8 protein-coding genes are annotated in these 22913 nt (G+C 58.9%); 7 read left to right on the top strand and 1 reads right to left on the bottom strand.

Annotation, left to right across the window (positions count from 1 at the left end; all coding sequences use genetic code 11):
- Positions 1–6: 6 nt before the first annotated feature.
- The 5 genes from Q0R02_RS07715 to Q0R02_RS07695 all read left to right on the top strand — a co-directional run bounded on the left by Q0R02_RS07715 (position 7) and on the right by Q0R02_RS07695 (position 17503).
- Positions 7–414, top strand: a complete 408-nt coding sequence (locus tag Q0R02_RS07715) for a biopolymer transporter ExbD (RefSeq protein WP_293882155.1) — start codon at positions 7–9, stop codon at positions 412–414.
- A gap of 14 nt (positions 415–428) precedes the next feature.
- Positions 429–1163, top strand: coding sequence for a hypothetical protein (locus Q0R02_RS07710; RefSeq protein WP_293882153.1), 735 nt, complete (start codon positions 429–431; stop codon positions 1161–1163).
- Positions 1164–1168: 5 nt separating this feature from the next.
- Positions 1169–3028 (top strand): putative porin, encoded by a 1860-nt coding sequence (locus Q0R02_RS07705; protein ID WP_293882151.1) that lies wholly within the window; start codon positions 1169–1171, stop codon positions 3026–3028.
- Between the two features lie 171 nt (positions 3029–3199).
- On the top strand, positions 3200–16858 hold the full coding sequence (locus Q0R02_RS07700; RefSeq protein ID WP_293882149.1) for a filamentous haemagglutinin family protein: 13659 nt from the start codon (positions 3200–3202) through the stop codon (positions 16856–16858).
- A 117-nt stretch (positions 16859–16975) separates the two neighbouring features.
- Complete coding sequence (locus Q0R02_RS07695) at positions 16976–17503, top strand: TIGR02281 family clan AA aspartic protease (protein ID WP_293882148.1); 528 nt, start codon at positions 16976–16978, stop codon at positions 17501–17503.
- Between the two features lie 65 nt (positions 17504–17568).
- Here the strand turns inward: Q0R02_RS07695 and Q0R02_RS07690 are convergent, their stop codons facing one another.
- Positions 17569–19581, bottom strand: coding sequence for a substrate-binding domain-containing protein (locus Q0R02_RS07690; protein ID WP_293882147.1), 2013 nt, complete (start codon positions 19579–19581; stop codon positions 17569–17571).
- Between the two features lie 461 nt (positions 19582–20042).
- Between Q0R02_RS07690 and Q0R02_RS07685 the strand changes: the two genes are divergently transcribed.
- Positions 20043–21767 carry a GspE/PulE family protein gene (locus tag Q0R02_RS07685; protein ID WP_293882145.1) on the top strand — a complete coding sequence of 575 codons (1725 nt, stop codon included), beginning with the start codon at positions 20043–20045 and terminating at the stop codon, positions 21765–21767.
- Between the two features lie 2 nt (positions 21768–21769).
- Positions 21770–22913, top strand: a 1144-nt coding sequence (locus tag Q0R02_RS07680) for a type II secretion system F family protein (RefSeq protein ID WP_293882143.1), incomplete at its 3' end; no start/stop codon positions are given.

The raw sequence follows: 22913 nt of genomic DNA, 5'->3' as shown, positions 1-22913 counted from the left end.
AAGAGCATGAAAGCCGGGGGCAGTCGCAAGGCCTATGACGACATCAACATCACGCCAATGCTCGATCTTGCATATGTGCTGCTCGTGATCTTCATCCTGATGGCCACGGCCAGCGTGCAGGGCATCAAGGTCGAGCTTCCTAAAGCAAGCGCATCGCAAAGCCTGGTCCAGCCGAAGACGATCGCGTTGACAGTCAACAATGCCGGGCAGGTCTTCATGGATGCCTATCCCGTGACGCTCCCCGACCTGGAAACAAGGTTGCGTAACGCCAAGGCATCGAACCCCGAACAGCCAATCGTGCTGAAGGGCGATGGCGGTGCGCAATATGCCAAAGTGATGGAAGTGCTCGACCTTTGTCGTAAACTCGAGCTGTCCAAAGTTGGTCTAGTGACCGGCAAGCCGACCGCCGGCTGATCAGAATACCGACGGTGGCAACCAGTTCAGAAAGCCTCGGCGAAATCGCCTTCAAGGAGCCGGGCGAAAACCCGGTCGTTCACTGGGCGTTGGTCGGGCTTGGCCTTTTGTTCGTCCTGGGGATTGCGTGGTTCCTATACGTCCAATTGACCGGAACACTGACGACCAAGGTCAAGGACGACCAACCGGTCCAGATGACCGAGATGCTGCCCCCTCCACTGCCGCCGCCTCCCCCTCCCCCGCCACCGCCGCCGGAGGTGAAGCCGCCCGAGCCGAGCGATGCGCCGAAGCCGACGCCCGAGCCAGCAGCGGCGCCAAAACCGGATGCCCCTGCGCCGATGACGGTTGCCGCCGACGCGCAGGCGGGGAACGATGCGTTCGGTTTGCAGGCCGGGTCGGGCGGCGGAATGGGGGGCGGCGGCGCTGGCGGCACCTGTGTAAAACCTCCGTGTGGCACCGGCGGCGGGATCGGCGACGGGCTTTACAAAAATATGCTGAAGCGCGCGATCCAGACAGCCATTTCCGGCGACAAGCGTGTCAACAAATTTGTCTTCACAAACAACTTCGCGATCGTGGTGACACCTGCCGGCCGGATTACGGCAGTCGAACTGCGAAGCGGCAGCGGCAAGGCCAATATCGACAAGATGCTGACCGAGATACTCCAGGGGCTGAGCGTCCCGCCACCGCCGGTCAAATCGCAATATCCCGTAGTGATCCAGGTCCGCGGCCGCAGCCAGTTCGGCGGCTGATCAACATGAAACATCAAAATCTTCACAAGGAACTTATTATGCCAGCCTCCGCCCGTTGGATGAAATCGGCAAAGCTCGCGCAATTCCTGTTGCTGGCGAGCAGCGTCATGGTGCCCGCCAGCGCATGGGCGCAGGGTACCGCTTCCGCATTACCTGCCGCTGCCGCGCCTTCTGAAAGTGCGATGGTCAATCTGGTGCGCCTGCTGGTCGCTCAGAAACTGATCAAGAAGGAAGAGGGCGAGGCCTTGATGGGACAGGCGCTTGCCGAGGCCGAACAAGCGCGGGCAGCGGTGCCGGTGCGCCAGGCGCAGGCCGAATTGCCCGGTGCCGCACCGGGTTCGATCCGCGTTCCCTACATTCCCGAGACCGTGCGCGCACAAATTCGAGAAGAACTTAAAACCGAAGTCCTTGCCCAGGCGCGGACCGAAGGCTGGGCCGCTCCAGACAACGCTTCGCCGGAATGGGTCAAGCGGATCAAGCTGAGCGGCGATATTCGGGTTCGGAGCCAGTCGAACCTGTATTCAAAGAACAATAGCAATCAGATCCCTGATTTTGCCAGAATCAATCAAGTCGGTCCGCTGGCATTTCTCGACGGTGCTCCGCTTCCGACTCTCAATTCGACGCAGGATCGGGCCAGTCGGCTTGAGGTGCGCGCGAGATTGGGTGTCGATGTCCACATCAATGACATCATGGCCGCGGGGCTGATGTTGGCGACGGGCAATGACAACAGTCCCATTTCCACAAATCAAAATCTGGGCGGCGGGTTGGCGAAACGTGATATCTGGCTTGATCAAGCTTGGTTGCGCCTGCGACCGACTGCAGAAACAGAATTTCTGCTGGGCCGTTTTGCAAACCCATTCGTTTCCACCGATCTGTTATTTGACGACGACCTGCGCTTTGATGGTGTCTCGACTAAAATCGAGCTCGGAAAATTCGTACGAGACGACATGACGATTTCTGTGCGTGGCGGAGTGTTTCCCCTTGATTTTGGAGATCCAAACTACCCAGCCAATGACTTTAACAAACGCAATGCGCGCGAACGCTGGCTCTTTTCTGGTCAGGTCGCACTTGGGGCACCTCTTGGAAATTCAGCATCGATCAGAGTCGCCGCCGCCTATCATGCGTTCAAAAATTTAAGAGCAAATGTTTCTGAACCATGTGCGCTCTACCAAACGCCTTCAGAATTCCGTTCCGGTGTCGTTTGTTCGACGGACAATCAGCGCGCAACATTCCTTCGCAAGGGCAACACAGTGTTTGGAATACGCGATATCGTGCTAGATCCGGATAGTAGAACGCCCAATTCACCGCAATATGTCGGACTGTTGTTTGATTACCGCATCGTGAACTTAAATGCCGAATTATCTTACAATTTAAATGACAACTTCAAACTAATCGCAAACGGAGACTATGTTAAAAATATAGCGTTCAAACGGAGTGACCTGTGTCGTAATAGCAAAAACCGGGTATCTGGGTCCAACCCTCCATATAACAACGTCTTTGATCCAATAGCGGGTGCTGACCCGATACGAGGAAACTTGTGCGCTGCCGGTTCAACAACTTCATTTACCGGCGGAAATCAGGGCTACATGGGTACACTGACCGTCGAACACGACAGCCTATTCAAAAGGGGCGGATGGCAGGCCAAGTTTGGCTATCGCTATCTCGAATCAGATGCGGTGGTTGACGCCTACACCGATAGTGATTTCCACCTCGGCGGGACCAACGCCAAAGGCTACACCATTTCTGCCAAGGCCAGCATGTTTGACAACATGACGATCGGCGCGCGCTGGCTGAGCGCGAACGAGATCAGCGGCGAACCCTTCCGCATCGACGTTCTGCAAGCCGATCTCGAAGTGAAGTTCTGAGATGCGACGCCGAACGGCTGCGGACGAGTCCCGAAGCTGGACGGCGTTGAGCGTCATCCGCTGTGGGTTCTGCCATTCCACTGCAACATATGGTCAATATTGTATGAATATCTCGCGGGTCTGAAGGGGGTTCCCACCGCCGCAATACGGTTTTCCTGAAGGATTTGGCTGATGCTCGTCGTTCCCGTCATCGATAATTTCCGTGACACGGTCGTGCGGGCCCGCCTGCTGCGAACTGCTAGCATGGCCGCAGTGGTTGCCACCTTGCTGGCCGTCCCGGCGCACGCTCAGCTTGCCCGGATGGTTGGCGGGCCGGCCGCATCTCCGGCGGCGGGCGGGACCGGTGCAGGCGGAGTGGTTGCCGGGCGTTCGCTAACGATGCGGCAGGCGCTCGAGACGCAAAAGACAACGCAGCAGCAAGCGGTCGATATGCGGAACTATGTGCTTGCTACGCGGCAGGCAGCTGCCGCATCGGGGCCGCGAAGCTCGACCGTAACCGATGGTATTTCGGTCAACGGGCTGTATCCGATTGCGGCAATTCGTGAGGCGATGCGCCTGGCGCAAACGGGCAATGCGGGCGATGCGGCGAAATCTGCCGAACTGCTGATCGCGGCAAAGGCGGCGAACGACACGACGGGGAAAGCCACTTGGGAAGGTGCCGGCCTGCCGAGTGCCGATGCGACCAATACCAAGATCGAGATCGTTCAGACCCAATCGCGCGCTTTATTGACTTGGGACCGTTTCGACATTGGGGCCACCACTACGTTGAACTTCAAGCAACAAGTGGGTGGCGTCGGTCAAAGCAGCTGGATCGCGGTGAACCGCGTCGCCGACTCGGTCAATCCGACAACGCTCCTGGGTAATACGACCATCTTGGGCAAGCTGACCGCCGACGGACAAGTTTATATCCTCAACAGTCGCGGCGTCATATTCGGCAAGGGCTCGCAAGTTAATCTGCGCTCGCTGGTGGCCAGCTCGTTGGAACTCGGCAATTATTCGACGCGCGCAACATTCACGATCGCGGGGGATGGCACCGTCGGCGGTGGCGCCGCGCAATATGTGGAGGTCCTTGGACTGACTGCTCGAAATATAGCATTCATGCAAAACGGTCCGCTGCCAACTGCGGCGAGCCAGGGTGGAACAGCGCCGCCGCTGTTCCTGTCACCGGCAATCCCGGGCGGCATTTACAACATATCGACAGGCATTGTCCCGACGAGCGGTCCCTCTGCGGGCAAGGCGGGCGCGCCGCTTCCTTTCCCGACGTTGGAAGGCGACGTCATTGCCGACCCCGGCGCATCGATCACTGCAGCGCCCGGCGGCTCAATCATCCTGGCAGCACCGAAAGTCCAGAACTACGGCGTGCTCAAAGCGTCTGACGGCCAGGTCAGCCTAGTTGGCGGTCGTTTCGTCACCTCCAAGACGCTGACCGGCGAAGCGATTAGCGACGATCCCAACGTGCGCGGGCTGTACTTGCGCGCCATTGCCCGGGATCCAAAACTTGCCGGTACGGCTGGCGATGCAGGACGGGTCGATAATTATGGCCTGATCGAATCCAAACGCGGTTATCTCTCACTCGTCACCTCCGAATACGGGAGCGTGGTGAACGAGGGCTTGCTTGCGGCGACGACCAGCGTGTCACGCAATGGCAAGATCGCGCTTTACGCCGGCAATGTCACGATTGCCGGGGCGGCCAGCAAGGCTCAGGCGGGCGGGATCACGATACTTGCCGACGAAACCGGAGAAACGATTCCGCAAGGGTCCGAGGCCGAACCGACCAAATTCAAAAGATCGCAGATCGAAATCGGCGCGGTCCTGCCGCTAGTCGATCCCAGTAATAATAACCAGACGCTATTTGCCGACCCCTTCGGAGCCGTCGTCGCGACCAGGCTTACGATCGGCGACAATGCGCTGATCTATGCGCCAAACGCCAATGTCACCATGGGCAACGCCGGGAAGTCAGGGGAGCGCGGCTATGCTGGCGACCATTTTGCGCCGTTCGGCACCAGTGTCACAATCGGGCAGAATGCAACGATCGACGTCAGCGGTCTCAAGGATGTCGCGGTCGATCTGGCGCGCAATCTCATCACCATCAAACCGGTCAAGCGCAACGAGTTGCGTGATACCCCAGGCTATCGCGAAGTCGCGATCGGCGACGATTTCTCGCTGAACGGCACAACACTGACCGTCGATATCCGGCGCAGCGGCGTGCGCGCCGATGGCGTTCGGTGGGTGGGCTCGCCGTTGCTCGAGGCAGGCAGCCTTGCCAGCCAGATCGCCGTGACGGTTTCCGAACTGATGACGACGGGCGGGACGATCGCGCTCAGTCCCACGACCGTCGCCACGAATGGGTTTACGACGCTGGGCAACGTTTCGATCGGCAAGGGATCGACGCTGGACTTTTCGGGTGGATGGATCCGCTACAATAGCGGAAACGTCTCGACCAGCAGACTTGTGACCGGCGATGGACGTATTGTGGATATCGCGTCCGCGGACCCTAACGACAATTTTGTTTCGGTTTACCAGGGGTTTAACGAAACTCAGCCACGGTTTGGCATCTCGAATCTCTATGGTAATCCGATCGTGACCGGGGCGCGGTCCGAAGCCGGTTACGACGAGGGCCGCAACGCCGGATCGCTGGTCATCACTGCGGCTACCAGCGCAATCGAGGGACGCCTTGTCGGAAATGCCTTTACCGGCGAGCGTCAGGCGACAAACGCGCAGCGCGCAACCGGCGTGGGCAAATTCGCAGGCGATCCCCGCAACCTGGCGGTCAGCGGCAATGAAACCCCGGCGGGCGGTTTTTTCAAACTGGACGCGGGCACGATCGATAGCGGCAGTGACATCGTCATCTACCACGGCGCGTTGGGCACCGAAAAGGCGGGCATGGCAACCTCGTTGTTGAGCGACGACATGCTTTCGGCAGCGGGACTTTCTGCGCTCACCATCAACACGTCGGGGGCGGTGGTCTTCGCTGGTTCAAGCGTCGCAGCAATCAATTTGTGGCTGACTCCCGAACAGCGCGCGAATGGTAAAACCGCGCTCGACATTGTTTCGTTGACTGGTTCAAGTAGCCTTACTCTGGCTCCAGGCGGCCAGCTCACTGTGACGGCCGGACGCTCGGTGCGCATCGACGGCAGTATCTACGCGCCATCCGGCGCGATCAACATCGCAACAACGAATACCGGCGTAAGAGATGGCGGCGTCGTCAACCTTGGGGGCAACCCGTTCCGCACGGATGACAATATTGCCAGCGTTTACGGCGTTGGCGCTGTGCTGCCGTCGATTGCGGATATCACGGTGAATGGAAGTGTTTCGGCGGCGGGCCTTTGGGTCAATGAATATCTCGAAGGAAATACGAGCCTGGGCAAGGCCTGGATCAATGGCGGCTCGGTCAAATTTACGGTTGCTCCCAATATATTCAGCGCTTTGGGCGCAACCCGTGCGACCGCGCAGTCTGCAGCCGATCTAAGCGGCAGCATCGATGTAAACGCGTCGGCGCAAATCGATGTCTCTGCGGGCGGCTATGTCCGGGGCGATCGATCGATCGACCTGACCGGTAAGGGTGGTGATGTCGCGTTCGTGAACGCCACCAATTATGCGTCGGGTGTCAGGTCGGAACGCAATTCGGTTTCCCCTCCGATCGACAGTCGCAAGGGCGATCAGGGGCTGTATGGGACCAACCAGACGGTTGGCTTCACCACGCTCGCACCAGAAGCGTTCCCGGGATACAGCCAGGCGCTCGTGGCAGGATTGGTTCCTGACGTCGCGCGGTCACATGTGTCGATTGCCGACGGGACAATTTCGGCATTCGGTTTTGCTGGAAGTGGCGTTTTCACACTCGTCAGTCCGGACATTGTGTTCGGGTCGGATGCGCCACGTGTCGGCGCCACGCAGATCGGTCTCGACTTCCTTGGCAAGACCGGGTTTGGCGGGCTTGATCTTACCAGCAATCGCTCGGTGATAGTCCCCAAGCTGTTTGCCAACGGGACCAACCTAAACAGTGCGTTTGCCAAGGTGACTTCGTTTGTGGTGCGCTCGGGCGAGACGCTCGACCTGACCCAGACGCTCTTTCCGGTCATTACTGCGCGCCAGGATGTTGAAGCCCTGCTGGGCTTTGCCACCGGCGGGTCGCTGCGGTCACTGGCCGCCCTCAAGCCCGCCGCGCCGTCGAGCCAGGCGGCGTTCGATCGCAAATCGGTTTCGCTGAAGATTAGCGGACTTTCCGAACTCGTCGTCGAAAAAGGGGGCACGATCACCGGGGCTGCGAATGCTTCGATCGTAGCGACCAAGCTGGTCAATGCCGGTGTTATCTCGCTTCCGGGCGGTTCAATCCGACAGCTCGAGTTGGCGCGCATCAATGCCCCCAAGACCTTGTTCGCAACCTCACTTTCGGACGCGCTCGGTGGGCCTGTGGTCAACGGCCAGTATGTCGAGAGCGCGCTCAATGCGGCAAATGTGACCGATCCCGTTACGGGAAAGCTACTGACCAACGCGCAACTTTTCACGATTTCAAAGGCTGCCAATAACGAGCGGCTGGTGGTGCTTCGTGGTGTCGGTGACGAAGCAACCGGCATCGAATTGCGCGCAGGGAGCGTGACAGATCTTTCCGGAACGGCATTGTACGATCCACGTGCGCGATACGTTCGTGACACAGTATCGGGGGCGGTCACACAGCTTCGAACAGGCCGGATCATTGCCGGTGGATCGATTTCCACGGCATCGCCGATCGGGGACGAAACTGGCTCTCCGATTTCCCTTGTCGGACGTTCGTTCAATGCCATGCCAGGCGCAATAGTGGACCTCAGCGGTACGCGTGCAACGTTCGATGTGTTCGTGCCGTCACAGGGTTATCTCGCGCATGACGAATGGAGCAACGGCGGACAGCTGGCAGCGCTGGCGGGAGGCACGCTTTCAGGCGCGTTGGTAAATGCATTCGGTGGCTATGCCGACGATGGCGGCACCTTTGCTCAATCGGGGATCATCAACCTGAGCTTGGCGACGCCGCAGGCTCTTGGTGGCACGCTGGAATGGCTGCGACCGACAATCCGCGCCATCGATTCCGGCACGTCCGTTGACAACGCGCTCTATGCCGATGCTATTTCCGCTTCGGGTTTCGACACGTTGATCGTGCGAAATGGGGCGGTTTTTGACGGCACCTTCGGCCTGAAACTCGACAAGGCGTTCATCGCGACGGGCAATGTGACCTATTCCGGTGCGCAAAAAACTGGCGATTTCGCGACACTGTCCGCGACCGCCGCAGCGAACGCCAGGATTTCCGCTCCTTATATCCGCTTCGAAGGCCTCGCAACCGGAGCCGTTGCGTTAAGGTTCCTGCCCGCTGGTTCGGCGAGCGTCTCATTCAATGCCGGCGGCCTTGGAATCGATTTTCTCGGGTCGACGCAGTTCGACAGCACGATTGGCAAGGTCGCGTTCTCGACGCCCGGGGACATCCGCTTTATCGGTGTCGACGCGCGGACCCCTGTCCAAATCGCGACCATGAACGGCACTGCCGCGTTGAATGGCGAGCTTCGCAGCTACGGCGATATTCTTTTCGATGCGGCGCGCACTTATGCAACAACTGGAACCGGCAACCTCCAGGCATTTCTCGAGGCCGAAAAGGCGGGCAAGGCGGCCGCCGCCGTCTATGCGCCCTATTTGATCAAGGCCGACGGATTTCACAGCATCACCTTTGGCGGGACCTATATCGATCGTACGGTTCCATTGTCGGCCGGATCGTACCTCAGGGTGGAAGCGCAGGACATTGTCCAGAACGGCCATCTTGCAGCGCCAATCGGGCGGCTGGAGATTGGCACCAGCAAAAGCGAACTTGCTTATGATACCAATTTTACGCCAGTCACGCTGCCGCCGACGCGCTCATTGACGTTTGGCGCAGGGAGCCTGACCACCGTTGCCGGCGGTGGCGTTTCGGTGCCCTATGGGACGACACTCGACCTCAAAGAGTATTTCTTCGCACCTTATTCGAATACGCCGATCACGACGGTGCCCAACAGCCAGTTGACGATGGCAGGTGGCACGATAAATGTGGCTGCAGGAGCCACCGTCGACCTCAAGGGAGGTGGTGACATCTTTGCCTATGAATTCGTTTCGGGAGTCGGCGGATCGCGCGACGTCCTCGACCGATTCAACGCAGATGCTTTCAGCAGCAACCGATATGACAGCGCGCTGGGCTTTGGCTATCAATATGCCGACGGTCGCCAGGTCTATGCGATTATGCCTAAAGGCAAGTTCGACGCGATGGCGCCATTTGATCCGATATATTCTGCTGATTATGGCGCAAACGGCCCGACAAATCTCTACGGCGCCAATGCCGGGTTGAGTGTGCACCTCGATGGTAGCGCGGGCGTTCCCGCGGGCGACTATGTGCTGCTTCCGGCGCATTATGCACTCTTGCCCGGGGCATTTCGACTGGTCGAAAACGTCGGCCAGACGGCAACTGCCGAAGGGCAAGCGGCGACCTTGCGCGACGGCAGCATGATCCTTGCGGGAAACTACATATATGCTGGAACCGATTTCAGTGACTCGACCCGGCGTTCGTTCACGATCCAGTCACAGGCCACCTTCGGTAAATCATCGCGTATTGAAATCACTTCAGGATCCGCCACGATCAAGGCAGCGGCTGAGCACGCCGGAAAGCCGGTCTCTCGCTTGCCAACCGATGCCGCGCGACTGATCCTGAGCTCGCTGACCGAACTGAAGATTGCCGGATTTTTCGACACCACGGTCGTCGGCGGCAAGGGCACCGAAGTAGACATTACGGGCGATAGCATTGTTATTGCGCCGGAACTTCCAGGAGGCCAAGCGACCGCAGCGACTGCAGGTTCTCTGACACTGCTCGACAGCACTTTGAATAAATTGAACGCAGTCAGCCTTTTCGTTGGCGGCACGCGCGCGTTGAATACCGACGGAACTACCGACCTCCGTATAGATGCAAATCAGCTGACCATAAAATCGGGTGTCAACCTCTCAAAGCCCGAATTGATCTTTGCAGTTGGTAATCAGCTTCCCAACGGCACGATCGGCACGTCGTCGATCGTCATCGAAGACAATGCGGTGCTGCGCGCTACCGGCATCCTGGGCGGCGCTGTATCATCGGATTATATCATTCGGTCGGGTGATAAGGCAGTCGGTGATCAAAGTGGTGCTGGCGCAGTCGTGCGGATCGCCAATGGCCCCGAGCGTCTGATCCGACGGGCCGGCGATGCTGCCGACGCCAACACGAAACTGGGAGCAGCGCTGACCCTTGGTAACGCGACCCTGGCGGGGGACTCAGTGGCGCTAGAAGTCTCGCAGAACTTCAAGATTGCCTCGGCAGCGCAGCTTGACGCTCGAGTAATCGCATTGAGCGGCGACTCCATCAAATTCAACGGAACATTCATCACGCCCGAACTGCTTGCGACGCTTGGCAAGGCGGAGCGTGTCACGTTGGTTTCCCCGGCTGCGATCGAATTTGCGCGCGGGACTTATGCGTTCAACGACCTTGTAGTTGACGCACCTTCGATCACGGCAATTACCGGGCTACCCCTGACCCAGCCAGCCAACATCGTAATTACTGCAAACAACGTCCGCCTCTCTAACAGCGAAAGCGCACTTGTTTCCTGCATCTTCGCCAACTGCGGGCGCGCCACGAACAATCTCGCCATTGCGGCGCGGGGCGAGATCGCTTTTGGCAGCGGCACCGTGCGAACCCTGAATGTTGGCGGCACGGTCGCGCTTTCCGCTGCAACGGGCATCTATTACGAGGGCGTGGGACGGCTCGACGTCGGGAATGCTTCGCTCAGTCTGGCCACGCCATTCATCGCCGATCGTTCCGCTTTTGCCGACCCTCGGAAACAAGCCTTCCATCCTGACTTTGTGCTGGCTTCGAATGCGGGGATCAGCATTTCAGCTCCCGATGCAGCTTTGGTACCGACGCTTGCCGCACTTACGGGCAACCGTGCTCCAGGCGCCCGGCTTTCCACAAGCAGATCCGACGCGCGGACTCTTGTTGCAGATCATGTGCTGGACGTGTCGGTGAAAGACGCACTCCTTGTTGCTTCGGCAGGTACGATCGACCTGGTTGCAGAGCGTAACATAAATATTCTGGGGTCGGCGACGATTGCAACGCCAGGGTTCACCAAGGCCTTTGGCGACGATCTCGACCGCGTTGTCGTGGCGGCTCCTGGTGGCGCGATCAATCTTATCGCACAGACCGGCAATATCGCCTTCGTGGAGGGTGTCAGGGATGGGGTCGCAACTTATAGCACCCTGATTTCGGACAGCGGGAAAGATGCGGCAGGAAAGGGTGACGTACTGAAAGGGGCGGCGGGTGCCATTAACTTGGTTGCAAGCCGCGGAACGATCGACAGCCGAGCCGCGGATGGCGGGATCATCGCTTTCGATGCTGTGTTCAACCCCGGCGTCACCGGCGATCGGTTAGGTGATTTCAAGTTTGATTCAGGAAAATCAGCCTTCGACCTGAGTAGGTTTATAACCAACTATGGAGGGTTATTCGGTGGTGATTTCGTCGTGCGGTCAAGCACGGGCGACTTGGCCATAGGGGAAAAGCTGATCTTGAAGGCCGAGAGTGTCAACCTGACGGCCGACGGTGGGGCCGTTACGGTGGCAGGACAAATTGTCACCGCAGGCCTAGACGTCAGCAGCATGGCGCTGGCCGATGCCACCAAGGCACGCGTTGCCGGTGGCAAGATCGAACTCTATGGCCATTCCGGGGTTTCGCTCGCGGCCACTGCGCGACTGGATGCCCATACCTCAGGCTATGCAGCGCTCGACCCGCGCTCTGCGCGCGCCGGTGACGTGACGATCGGTATCGGCGACAGCCTAGGCGCGGCTATATCCATTGCCTCCGGCGCGGTTATCGACGTCAGCGCGACGCGGACGCAGGCGAATGTGGCCGCCGGATATGCCAAGGATACCGGACGTTATGTCGCCGAAGTGGCAAAGGAGCCCGGAACGCTCGCCGACCGGACTGTGTATCGCTTCGTCGAGGCGGACCGGGGCGGGGTCATCACTTTACGGGCCCCCCTCATTGGCGCAGGCTCCGACAAGGTAAACATCACGTTGCCGGGTAAGACCGCCTTTGTGGGCGCCGACGAAGTTCAGGTTGCTGCGGTCCGCCGTTACGATCTCAATGCCCTTGCGGGGACTGTGGGCGGAATTTCGAAAGGCGTCGGGAGCGATGTTATTCTCGATCCTAGTGCAGGCTACAATTCAGCGGTTCCCTATCAAAGCAATCTCCTGTCGTCGGACTTCGTGACGGCAACAGGGCTGCCTTCCATATCGCACTTCATTCGCAACTTCAGTGTGAGCGCGAACGACGGCACGACCGATTTCACCGGGATAAGGTTACGGCCGGACGTCGAACTCGTTTCAACGGGTGCCATCTCGTTGAACAGCAACTGGAATCTGGCGGCCGCCATCGTCGATGAAACAGCGGCATACAATGCCGGGTTGATGGACCTGATCGTTCCCCTGGGCACCCATACCGACGCTTATGGTTTGCTGACAAAAAACTCTCCTTATTATTCCGTGAAAACCGGAAAAGAGGCAGCCTTGCTGGAAGGCGTTGCGAACACGTCATACAAAGGAGCCAATTTCTTCTATCGTGTGGGTGGCAAAGCCAATGGCGAAGCCCCACTGATCGACCTCCGCGCGGGTGGCGACGTCGTGATCTCCCGATCGATCAACGATGGGTTTTTCGTGTTCGGCGACAAGTCCGACGCAGCCTATACTAATTATCAGATGGGTGGCGGCGACCGGGCGCTCAATCCTGCAGTCACCGCCGTTTGCTCATCGCTTGCCTCTGGGAACAGCTGCAGCAGCGTCGCAAATTACTACACCGACCCGGTCTCCTTGCTAGAACGCAACGAACGGAGCGTGCGCATCTCGATTGCCACCGCGACAACCGGGAGCCAGCTTTCCCCCGACACCGTAGCGACCCCCTATTCGGCGGAAGCCAACAGCCCGGCTGCGCTCGGCACCGCGATCGATATTGCGACAGGCAAGCCCGTCGGCGCGTCGCTTACTTATGCTGAATTATTCCCGGTTCTTTCCACCGGAGCCATGCGATCGAGCGATATTACGCTCGTAGCTGGTGCCGACGCCAGCTTGTCCGCCAATCCAAACCACGTCGATGCCACCAGCGGAGCAGACATCCGCGTTACCGATGGCGTGATTGGAACCAATGGCCAGCCCGTTCGGCCCCAGTATCGGCTTGAAGGCAAAGTCGGTAAATCGAGCATTTCCGGGAGTGATTTGGAGGTTGAGTTCGGTGCCGGTACCAATGCCCTCGATTTCTCGCTTGGTTCGCTGACATCGACGACCGACCAGAACGACTTCAACATCGATGCTCTTGATCCGAACTCCTACACCGTCCTGAATTGGGGCGTGCCCAGTCAGGGCAGTAATGCTTTTGCCAACGGCCTGGTTCAGCCAGATACACCCGGGCAGAAGTTTTTCGTGGGTCGAGCATTCGTTGGACCCAAAGGTGCGCGGACAGGCGTTATCGCTCCGCTGAGTGAAGTGCTTGCTTTTCTCGAAGCGACCAAGGGCGACTATCTGAAGCTCGTGGACTCGGGTAAGATAACATCGACCAAGCAAGCGCTGCCGGCACCGGTGGTGTTCAAGAATCGCGGCCTGACCTATGTCCAAACCGAGGTGCGTACCGGGGACGGCGCGTTGACACTGGCGGCAGCCGGAAACATCGACCTTCGTGGCAGCACGAACATAACATACCGGGCCAACAGCGGACTTGTCGTGGCGGCATCTTCACTCGAAGGCGCACAAGTAGGCGGGACCTCGGTTTATACAGCTGGTCAACGACTGGCCGCAAATGCCTCTGTCGGAGGTTTGTTCGCCGACGGACGATACACGAACGTTGCGCTGACGAGTGAGCTCCTGAAGCCCAAAGCCGATGACCCGAACAGCGGAACATCTCCGTTTGGGTCGAGCAATCGCGCGGCGACGCTGGCACATGATGGCGGCGACGTCATCCTTGCCGCCGGTCACGACGTGCTGTCGCGCGCCGACGATTGGAACGGCAAGGTTGGCCAAAGCGTCGACTCTGACCTCGACATCGTCCTTGTAAATGCAAGCGCCCGTAGCTTTGGGCGAACCGGGGTCGGCACCAGCGCGCAGGCGTGGCGTACGGGGAGTATTGGGCAATTTACCGAATTAGGCATTTCCCCGCAATATTTCTCGTCAGGGGTCGGCGCACTCGCTGGCGGCAATGTCTCGATTTCCGCCGGAAACGACGTGAGCAACCTTACGGTTGCGCTCGACACCAGCCTCACCACCGTCACGACGGAGGCATTTGCCAAGTCCAACGCCCTGATAACCTATGGATCTGGCAACCTGACGATGAACGTCGGTCACGATCTTGTCGCTGGCACCTTCGATATAACGTCGGGCCAGGCGCGGGTTAATATCGGCAACGCCCTTACCGAGGTGCCGTCGGTTTTTTACCCCATCAGCGGCAAGACCAGCCCTTTGCGCGACGCGAATTTCAGGCTCGAAAACGCCACTGTCGTTGTGCGGGCGCGCTCTGATGTAACTAATATCGGCGCGGCTGGATTGGCGCGTGGTTCGTCGGTGGAGCAGTCAGCACTGGGGTCGACCGCGGGGCTCTTCAGCGCGATCACGGCATTTGATGTCGCGTCTTTCGGCAAAATTACCTACAGCGCTCAGCTGCTGGCACCGCCGTCGCTCGCGCTGACGTCGTTATTGTCCGGCGTTTCGTTCAATTCACGTTTTGCAAACGCTACCACCCTGTTCCCTTCGCGATACGGGGAACTTTCGATCTTGTCGGCCGACAGTGTCGGCAATTTTGCGCTGGGCATGCTGGATTTCGATCCTTCGCTTCTGATCGGGACGGTGTTTTCCGCCGGAAGCACGGTTCGAGGTATCGATAGTTTCCCCGGCGTGAACGATACGATCTCCGAACTGACCCGACGACAGCAGCACAACAACAACATCACGCATCTGGACGATTTCGGCACGGCCCGCATCTTCTCTGACGGGTCGATCACCAACACCTCGATCAACATCGCCAAACAGTCGTCGATCATTGCCGGCGTCGATATCGTCGATAGCTATATCGTGGTGCAGAATGTTCATCCGACCGACCTGACGCGCGTGGTTGCGGGTCGCGATATTATGGCGACCACGAACAGCCTGACGGGGTCCGGCATCGTGCCGCTTCCATTCTTCGGCGCAAACGGCATTTATGTCGGTGGTTCGGGCACCCTCAGCGTGGAAGCGGGTCGTGATCTGGGGCCGTTCGTAACGTCGGCGATCATCGAAGGGACCGACGCCAACCTGAACAAGGTCGATGTTACCTACCCCGGTGGCATCCTGACTGTTGGCAATGACTATAACCCATGGCTGCCAGCGCAGGGGGCTGACCTGAATGTCCTCGTAGGTGTCAAGCCGGGGATCGACTATGTCGGACTGCGCGAAACCTATTTGAACCCAGCCAACAGCGCGAAACTTGATGGCGATCTGTTCGAGCAGATGGCGGATGCGCAAAAGAACCTGCGGCCCGACCGGACAAGGCCGATCTACGCGCCAATCCTTGCCGACTGGCTGCGGGACAATGCGCCCGAATTGTTCAAATCGGTCTTCGGCGGCGCAACGTTTGTCGACAATGCTGCGTTGGCGACGGCAGCCTATGGCAAAGTCCAGGCGCTGTACGATGCCTTCAGCACATTATCGGCCAAGAACCAGCAGCCGTTCCTGGTCAAGAAATTGTATTTCAACGAACTCGAGCAGGTGTCACAGCCCAAAAGCCCCTCGTATCAGCAGTATATCCGTGGCTATCGTGCGATCGAGGCGCTGTTCCCAACGCGCCTCGGCTACACCGATAATCTGGCCGCCTATGATACCGATCCGTCGACGATCAACGCCGATCATCCGCTTGGCGTGCCACGCCGGAGGATCGAGAATGGCGAGCCGGTGGTTGCCGCGCGCAAGATTACCGGGAACGCCGATTTGCGTTTTGCAGCGATTGAAACCTTGCGGGGAGGGGATGTGACCATCCTGGCACCTGGAGGTGATTTCCTGGCAGGGTCCGTGGTGCGTACATCTGAACAGCCCAACCGCCGCAGTTCTCGTTTCCGCCTGAACCTCGTCCCAAGCAATCTTATCGAACTCGGCGGATTGGTAACGGTCCCCAGTTTTATCAAGTCCATTCCCTCGGGCTATGAAGGCCTGTTGACGTTGCGCAGTGGAGATATTCGCTATTTCAGCGACGGCGATCTCCGCCTGAATCAAAGTCGGATGTTCACCGTGTCGACCGGTGATATCACCGCCTGGTCATCAAACGGCGACCTGAATGCAGGGCAGGGGCCAAAAACCGCGGCTAACTTCCCGCCAGTGACCGTCAAGTTTGACCTGAACGGCGCTGCTGTCGTCGATACCGCGGGCGGGATCGTCGGTGCAGGGATCGGGGCGTTCAAGCAAAAGCCGACCGATCCGAATTCGCGGATTATCTTGATCGCGCCCGTTGGTGAAGTCGATGCCGGTGACGCCGGCGTTCGCGCATCGGGTGACGTTTTCGTGGCGGCTGCGCGCGTGGCCAATGCCGATAACTTTACCGCAGGTGGCACCGTCTCGGGCGTGCCGTCATCAGCGATCACGGCTGCTCCTGCGGTTCCGGCATCAGCGGGGTCGGCTTTGGCGGCAATCATCAAGAACAGCCAGCCGAAGGGTGTCATGGAAGACCTCCGATCGATGATATCTGTCGACATCCTCGGCTATGCCGGCGGCGACCGCTGCCAGGATCCGGAGAACAAGGATCCCAACTGCCCGCAATAATCGTCGTAAATGAGCCATTAACTGCGCCCATGCACGACGATTTGAGGGACGCCCCTCTATCCCGGACCTCCGCTATACGGAGAGTTTCGGGGAATGTTCCTGTGGTTGCCCCTTGTAATGATCGTGTCCATTGCGCCGCCAATGGCGCTGCCGGTCGCAGTTGTGCAAGCGACGTGCGGGCTACCGGGTAAACCCTCGGAGGCCGAAACGGCGCCCCCGTTGTGGCTGGCTTCGACCCAGGCTTTGTCGCCGAAAGTCGCATTATCGTCCCCGGTCGCTGATCATCGCCTCGAGATATGGCGCGCTCCCGATGGTCTCTTCTACGTTGACGGTGCCATAAATGGTGAGCCGGTGCGGTTTGTCGTCGATACCGGAGCATCGATGGTGGTCTTGACTGCAAGTGATGCGCGGCGAGCGAACGTGACACCGGCAGGTGATGGCGGCGCAGTTGATGCAGAGACAGTAGGGGGGCGTCGAACTCTCGATCGCGTGATACTAGCATCGATGCAAGTCGGCGGAACCGGCGTTACGGCCGCACCGGCCGTCGTCGCGCGCGAAGGTTTGAGTGTTTCACTTCTTGGCCAAAGCTGGCTCTCGCATCTTGCCTCGGTCATGATCGAAGGCGACCGGATGATCCTGCAATAAAAACGGCCCCGGATTTCTCCGGGGCCGCCTTTGTACGAACGTTTTGCTTCAGACTAGTCAGTCGCTTATGCGCCTGTCTTGCCCGCGCAATTTGGGTTGTTTACCGCATCGATCGTCGTGATCGACGTGGCACCTGTACCACTGGCCAATGCTGGCTGAGCGCTCTGGATCCAGAGGTTCAGAGCACCGAGAGCGCCGGTCTTCTTCTGCAGGAAGGTTTCCGTGACAGCTGTGCGCCAGCCGGCAGGGATCGTGGTGATGTTAGCCTTCGTCAGGACACCGAGCGTTGCAGCGGCTGTGCCGGAGAACGTGTTGGCACTGAGCGAGATCGACGAAGGTGTTCCGCCAGCTGCATTCTTCTTGACGACTTTACCGGTCAGATAACCGACGAAGTTGGCAATACCGTGGACCTTCGCCTTCGAGCTGAAGCAAGTGTAAGTCAGCAGGCTGGAAACGCCCGTCACCGGATAACCGGCAGCTGGGTTGGCGAGGGTCTTGACGGCGACGGAGTTACCGGCGGCATCAAAAGGCGCAGGATAAAGAATGTTGACCCAATGCGCTGGCTTCGTACGGTCGACGGTCTCGATCTTCGAGGCGTCATAAGTCGCCGACGTATCCGTAAGGTCCTTCCAGACTTGGCGAGCGTCGGTCGTGTTGTAAGCGCCCGATCCTGCGATCGACTGTGGTGCAAACACGGTGCCGAAAGCAGCGTTCGCGTTCAAAGCAGTCGGGAAGGCATAGGCTGCGCCCGTGCCAACCTGAAGCTGTGCAGCAAACAGGGTCTTGCCAGGGGTTGGTGCAATGAAGTCGGCACCGATGTAGCCCAGTTTACCGTCCAACTGCGCGCCGTTCACTGGCACCAATGCGGTGCCGGTGCTGGCTTTGATCGCCTTTTCAACGTTGCCCGAACCGTCGGCAATCATGATCAGACCAGGTGTGTTTGCGACAGCACCGGCGGCGCAAACGCCGCTTGTGACAGCCGAAATCAGGCATGAGACGCCATTCTTGTCCCAGCCGAAGGTGCTAACAGCGTTCACCGAACCGGCAAACTTAGCTGCACTGTAGGCGATGTTCTTGTAGTTCGAGCTGCCATTCAGTTGCGTCGCATCGACATTGCCGCTTGCAGCATAGTCGAACGGCAGTGATTCAGCCGAATTAAGGAACTTGTTACCAACAACACCCGAGCACTGAGCTGCCAAGGCACGCGTGAACACGTCGGTAGCACCCGACTTGTCAGCGCGACCGACGAGGCGGATTGGAGCACCGTCAGCGGCCCAACGTGTGGAGTTGTCGGTGATCGGATCGAACAGCGGCTGGTTGCCGTTGAGAGCCTGGATGCCGAAAATCGCCGTCGTGTCGTTCCAGTTGGTGATCGTACCATTCCAGATCGCGCAATAAGTCGCTTTCTTCAACTTGATACCACCAGCAGAAACACCGTTCACGGTGACTGGATATTTGTTGTTGAAGTTCATGACCTGACCGCCGGCGTTCTTGCCGTAGGACTGGTTATAAGCCATCGTTACAGGAACGACATACAGCGGAAACTGGATGGCTGGACCGGCGTTGTCGAAAGCTTGGCCGGGTGCGGCATAGTCAGTCAGATCAGTGGTGATGACGGGCGATTCCGACAGAGCATACTGCAGGTTAGTCCAAGGCGTCACACCAGCGAAAGTGCCCGTCGTCGGGAAAATCTTGCCGGCTGTTCCGTCGAAACGGTTGGCGAATTTGCGCCACATGTCCTTGCCGAAGCCCGAACCTGTGCTGACGTAAAGACTGGTGTAGGTGGTGGAGCCTGCATTGTAGACGTCATCGCCAGCGCTGCAGATCAGCGATGGATTGGTAGCGGCTGGAGTTGTGGGCGAATAATCAGAAAATGCAGGTGTCGAAGTTGTGTTGTCGCTCTTGCCCAGATCCTTGTTGACACCGATGCAGTTCTGCACCTTGACGTTGATGTCAGCAACGGTCGAAGCGCCGACGCCGTCGAGTTCGACTGTGGGGAATGCGAATTGCGCATAAGCAGGCGATGCGACGCCCGCAATCATTGTGGCTGCAAGCAGCACTGTCTTGAAGTTCTTCATGGCGTTCTTCCTTAATTGTTATAAAAGCATGGCTCAAATCGTTGCAACTGGCGCAAACCAGTCTTTAACTATTGGACTTGATTGAATCACCCGCCTGTTGAGAGCGTACCCGTAACAAACAGCAGCTACCATTCAATTTTTCACAAAACTGAAACATAACAGCAATAATTATTGGAGACTTTACTGTTACCCGACGACGAATCGACTTCATCGACAACCGTTTGCTAAAACATGTTGGTGACACATTTATGATTAATCCTTAAACCACGGAATGATCCGATGGACCATAGTTTGCTTCATTGTCGCAGACCTTTAATAGGTTTGACATCGAACCGAAATATATCTGTAGTATTTAAAGCCTAGCGAGCGGGGTGAGGCTCAGGCATCCAGCAAGATCTTGTTGACGCGCCGATCGTTCGCTCATGCAACGAGGGCGCGATTGTTTTTTGGAGGATTTTGCTGTGGACAATCTTGCCGTCGTCCGCAGGCAAGATACCCGGAATGGCATTGCGTCAGGTGACGGCACCGACCGTCCGATATCGCTTGAGGATGTCCTTCGCACACGAAGCGTGCTGACAGACGAGGCATTGGACCGCGCGTTGCTCGTGCAACGCGGCAGCGGCGAGCGGCTAGATAGTGTCCTTACCCGGCTCGGCTTGCTGACCGAGGCCAGCTTGGCAGACCTGATCGCCGAAGCAAGTGGTTTGCCGACAATCGGCCTCAGCGAATATCCGGCAGTCGCGGTGGGTAACGTCGATCTATCGATCGGTTTTTTGCATGATATGAGATGTGTACCGGTTGCAAGAACGAGCGAAGTGGCGGTCGTCGCGGTCGTCAATCCGTTCGACAATTTCGTTAAACGATCGATGGTATTCATGTTCGGTGTGCCGGTCCGGCTCGTCGTCGGCCGCGCGAGCGATATCGACGTCGTTATCGAGAGATTGTATCGCACCGGCACGCAAGAAGCGGAGAGCGACCCGCAGGTCGAGGGTGAGGATCTCGAGCGGCTGAAAGACCTCGTCAGCGATGCCCCGGTCATCCGCGCGGTCAATCGGATGATAGCGATGGCGACCGACGCGCGCGCTTCGGACATTCACGTCGAGCCGACAGACGACAGCCTTGCGATCCGTTTTCGCATCGATGGCATGCTTCGCGACATGCCGCCGCTGCCTGCTGCGATGCGCGCGTCGATCGTCTCGCGTATCAAGATCATGGCGGGCCTGAACATTGCCGAACGTCGCCTGCCGCAGGACGGTCGCCTGCGACTGGCTGTGCGGGGACACGAGATCGACCTGCGGGTTGCAACGGCGCCCTCGATCCACGGCGAAAGCGTTGTGATGCGTATTCTGGACCGATCGAAACTCGCGCTGGATTTCGATGCTCTGGGGTTCTCGGAGGATTTGACGACGCATTTGCGCGCGGCGATTAACACACCGCATGGCATTGTGCTTGTTACCGGCCCGACCGGCAGCGGCAAGACGACGACGTTATATGCAGCGCTTGCCGAGTTGAACAAGCGCGAGCGCAAATTACTGACCGTCGAGGATCCCATCGAATATCGCTTGCCAGGCGTCATTCAGACACAGGTTAATCCGGCGATCGGCTTTACCTTCGGCGCCGCGTTACGTTCGTTCCTGCGCCAGGATCCCGATGTGATGATGGTGGGCGAAATCCGCGACAGCGAAACCGCCGAAATCGCGGTGCAAGCGGCGCTGACCGGCCATATGATCCTGTCCACTCTGCATACCAACACAGCTCCCGGCGCGGTGACGCGGTTGCTTGACATGGGCGTCGAGCCGCTGCTGCTCAGTTCGGTGCTGACCGCGGTCGTGGCGCAACGGCTCGTCCGCCGCCTGTGTCCCTCATGTCGCGAGGAACAAGCCGCCGATGCCGCCTTGGGACCGCTGTTTGCGCGCGCAGGCCTGGCCCTGCCGGACACGTTGTTCCGGGCCGTGGGCTGCGAGCATTGCAGCAATAACGGATATACCGGGCGCGTCGCGATATTCGAATTGTTGATCGTCGATGCAGAGATTGCCGGTTTGATACTGACCGGGTCGAACATGCGCGAAATCGCGGAGGCGGCCGCTCGCAAGTCGATGCGATCGCTACTGAATGACGGATTGATGCGCGCGACCCAGGGCCTGACCTCGGTCGAGGAAGTGCTTCGTGTCGTGAGCGAGGACTGAGCGTGCCCGCTTTTCAATATCGCGCGATCATGCCCGACGGCTCGTCACGGCGGGGGTCAGTTAACGCCGCCGACATGACGCAGGCGGTCGGGACCTTGCGCGGGATGGGCGGCATACTGGTCGATGTTCAGCCGAGCGCGGTAAGCACCAAAGCGCGTGGCTCGGCGCCCAAGGCCGCGGCCAACGCCGCATCGGCGCTGATGATCGGTGAGTTGGCGGTGCTGTTGCGCGCAGGACTTCCGCTGGACCGCGCGCTGGCACTGGCGATCGGCAACATCGAGCCCAAGTCGCTGGGAGAAAAGTTCGAACCCCTGCTTGTTGCCGTGCGCGAGGGGCAGCCGCTCTCGGGCGCGTTTGCCAAGGCACCCGACCTTTTGACGCCGACGGCGGTCGCGATGACCGAGGCGGGGGAGGCGAGCGGAAAACTGTCCGAAAGCCTGACGCGGCTGGCCGAAATGCTGGAACAGGCGGCCGAACTGCGACGTCTGGTCATCACGTCGATGATCTATCCCATTGCGCTCCTGATCATTGCGGTCGGGGTCGTCATGCTGATGCTGCTGGTGGTGGTGCCGCAGTTCGAAGCACTCATGAGCAAAAACATGACGCAACTGCCCGCTGCGTCACAGTGGGTCATGTGGGCCAGCAGCGCGTTGCGTGCCAACGGCCTGATCCTGCTGCTGGGTCTTGCGGCGATCGGGATCGGCTTGCGGTTTGCATTTGCTCGGCCGACTGTGCGACTTGCGTTCGACCGGCTTATCCTGAACGTTCCGCAACTCGGTGCCCTCTTGCGGCGGCTGGATACCGCACGCTTTGCGCGCACACTTGGCGCGCTCGTCGAAGGACAGGTTTCGCTGCCGACCGCGGTTACGCTGGCACAGCGCACGATCCGAAACCGATACATGAACGCCGCAATGTCCAGGATCGCCGATGGTATCCGCGAGGGCGATGGCCTGGCCGGGCCGCTGGCCGCCGCGCGGATCGTTCCCGACATCGCCATCGGCTTCGTGCGGACGGGCGAGGAAAGTTCAGAGCTGGGGATGATGCTGAGCCGCCTTGGCGATGTTCTCGACCGCGACGTGAAGGTTCGACTGAGTCGGGTTGTTGCGATCCTGACGCCGTTGATCACGGTCGTTCTCGGGGCGACGG

The organism is Sphingomonas sp. (assembly GCF_025353885.1).
GTDB lineage: Bacteria > Pseudomonadota > Alphaproteobacteria > Sphingomonadales > Sphingomonadaceae > Sphingomonas_O.
The sequence above is the reverse complement of the archived record's forward strand: the minus strand, read 5'-3'. Positions and strand labels throughout refer to the sequence as shown.

Bases quoted from the DNA above. Each gene is read 5' to 3' on its own strand.
- Q0R02_RS07695 (WP_293882148.1), top strand. From the start codon at position 16,976: ATGATCGTGTCCATTGCGCCGCCAATGGCGCTGCCGGTCGCAGTTGTG.
- Q0R02_RS07690 (WP_293882147.1), bottom strand. From the start codon at position 19,581: ATGAAGAACTTCAAGACAGTGCTGCTTGCAGCCACAATGATTGCGGGC.
- Q0R02_RS07705 (WP_293882151.1), top strand. From the start codon at position 1,169: ATGAAACATCAAAATCTTCACAAGGAACTTATTATGCCAGCCTCCGCC.
- Q0R02_RS07700 (WP_293882149.1), top strand. From the start codon at position 3,200: ATGCTCGTCGTTCCCGTCATCGATAATTTCCGTGACACGGTCGTGCGG.
- Q0R02_RS07715 (WP_293882155.1), top strand. From the start codon at position 7: ATGAAAGCCGGGGGCAGTCGCAAGGCCTATGACGACATCAACATCACG.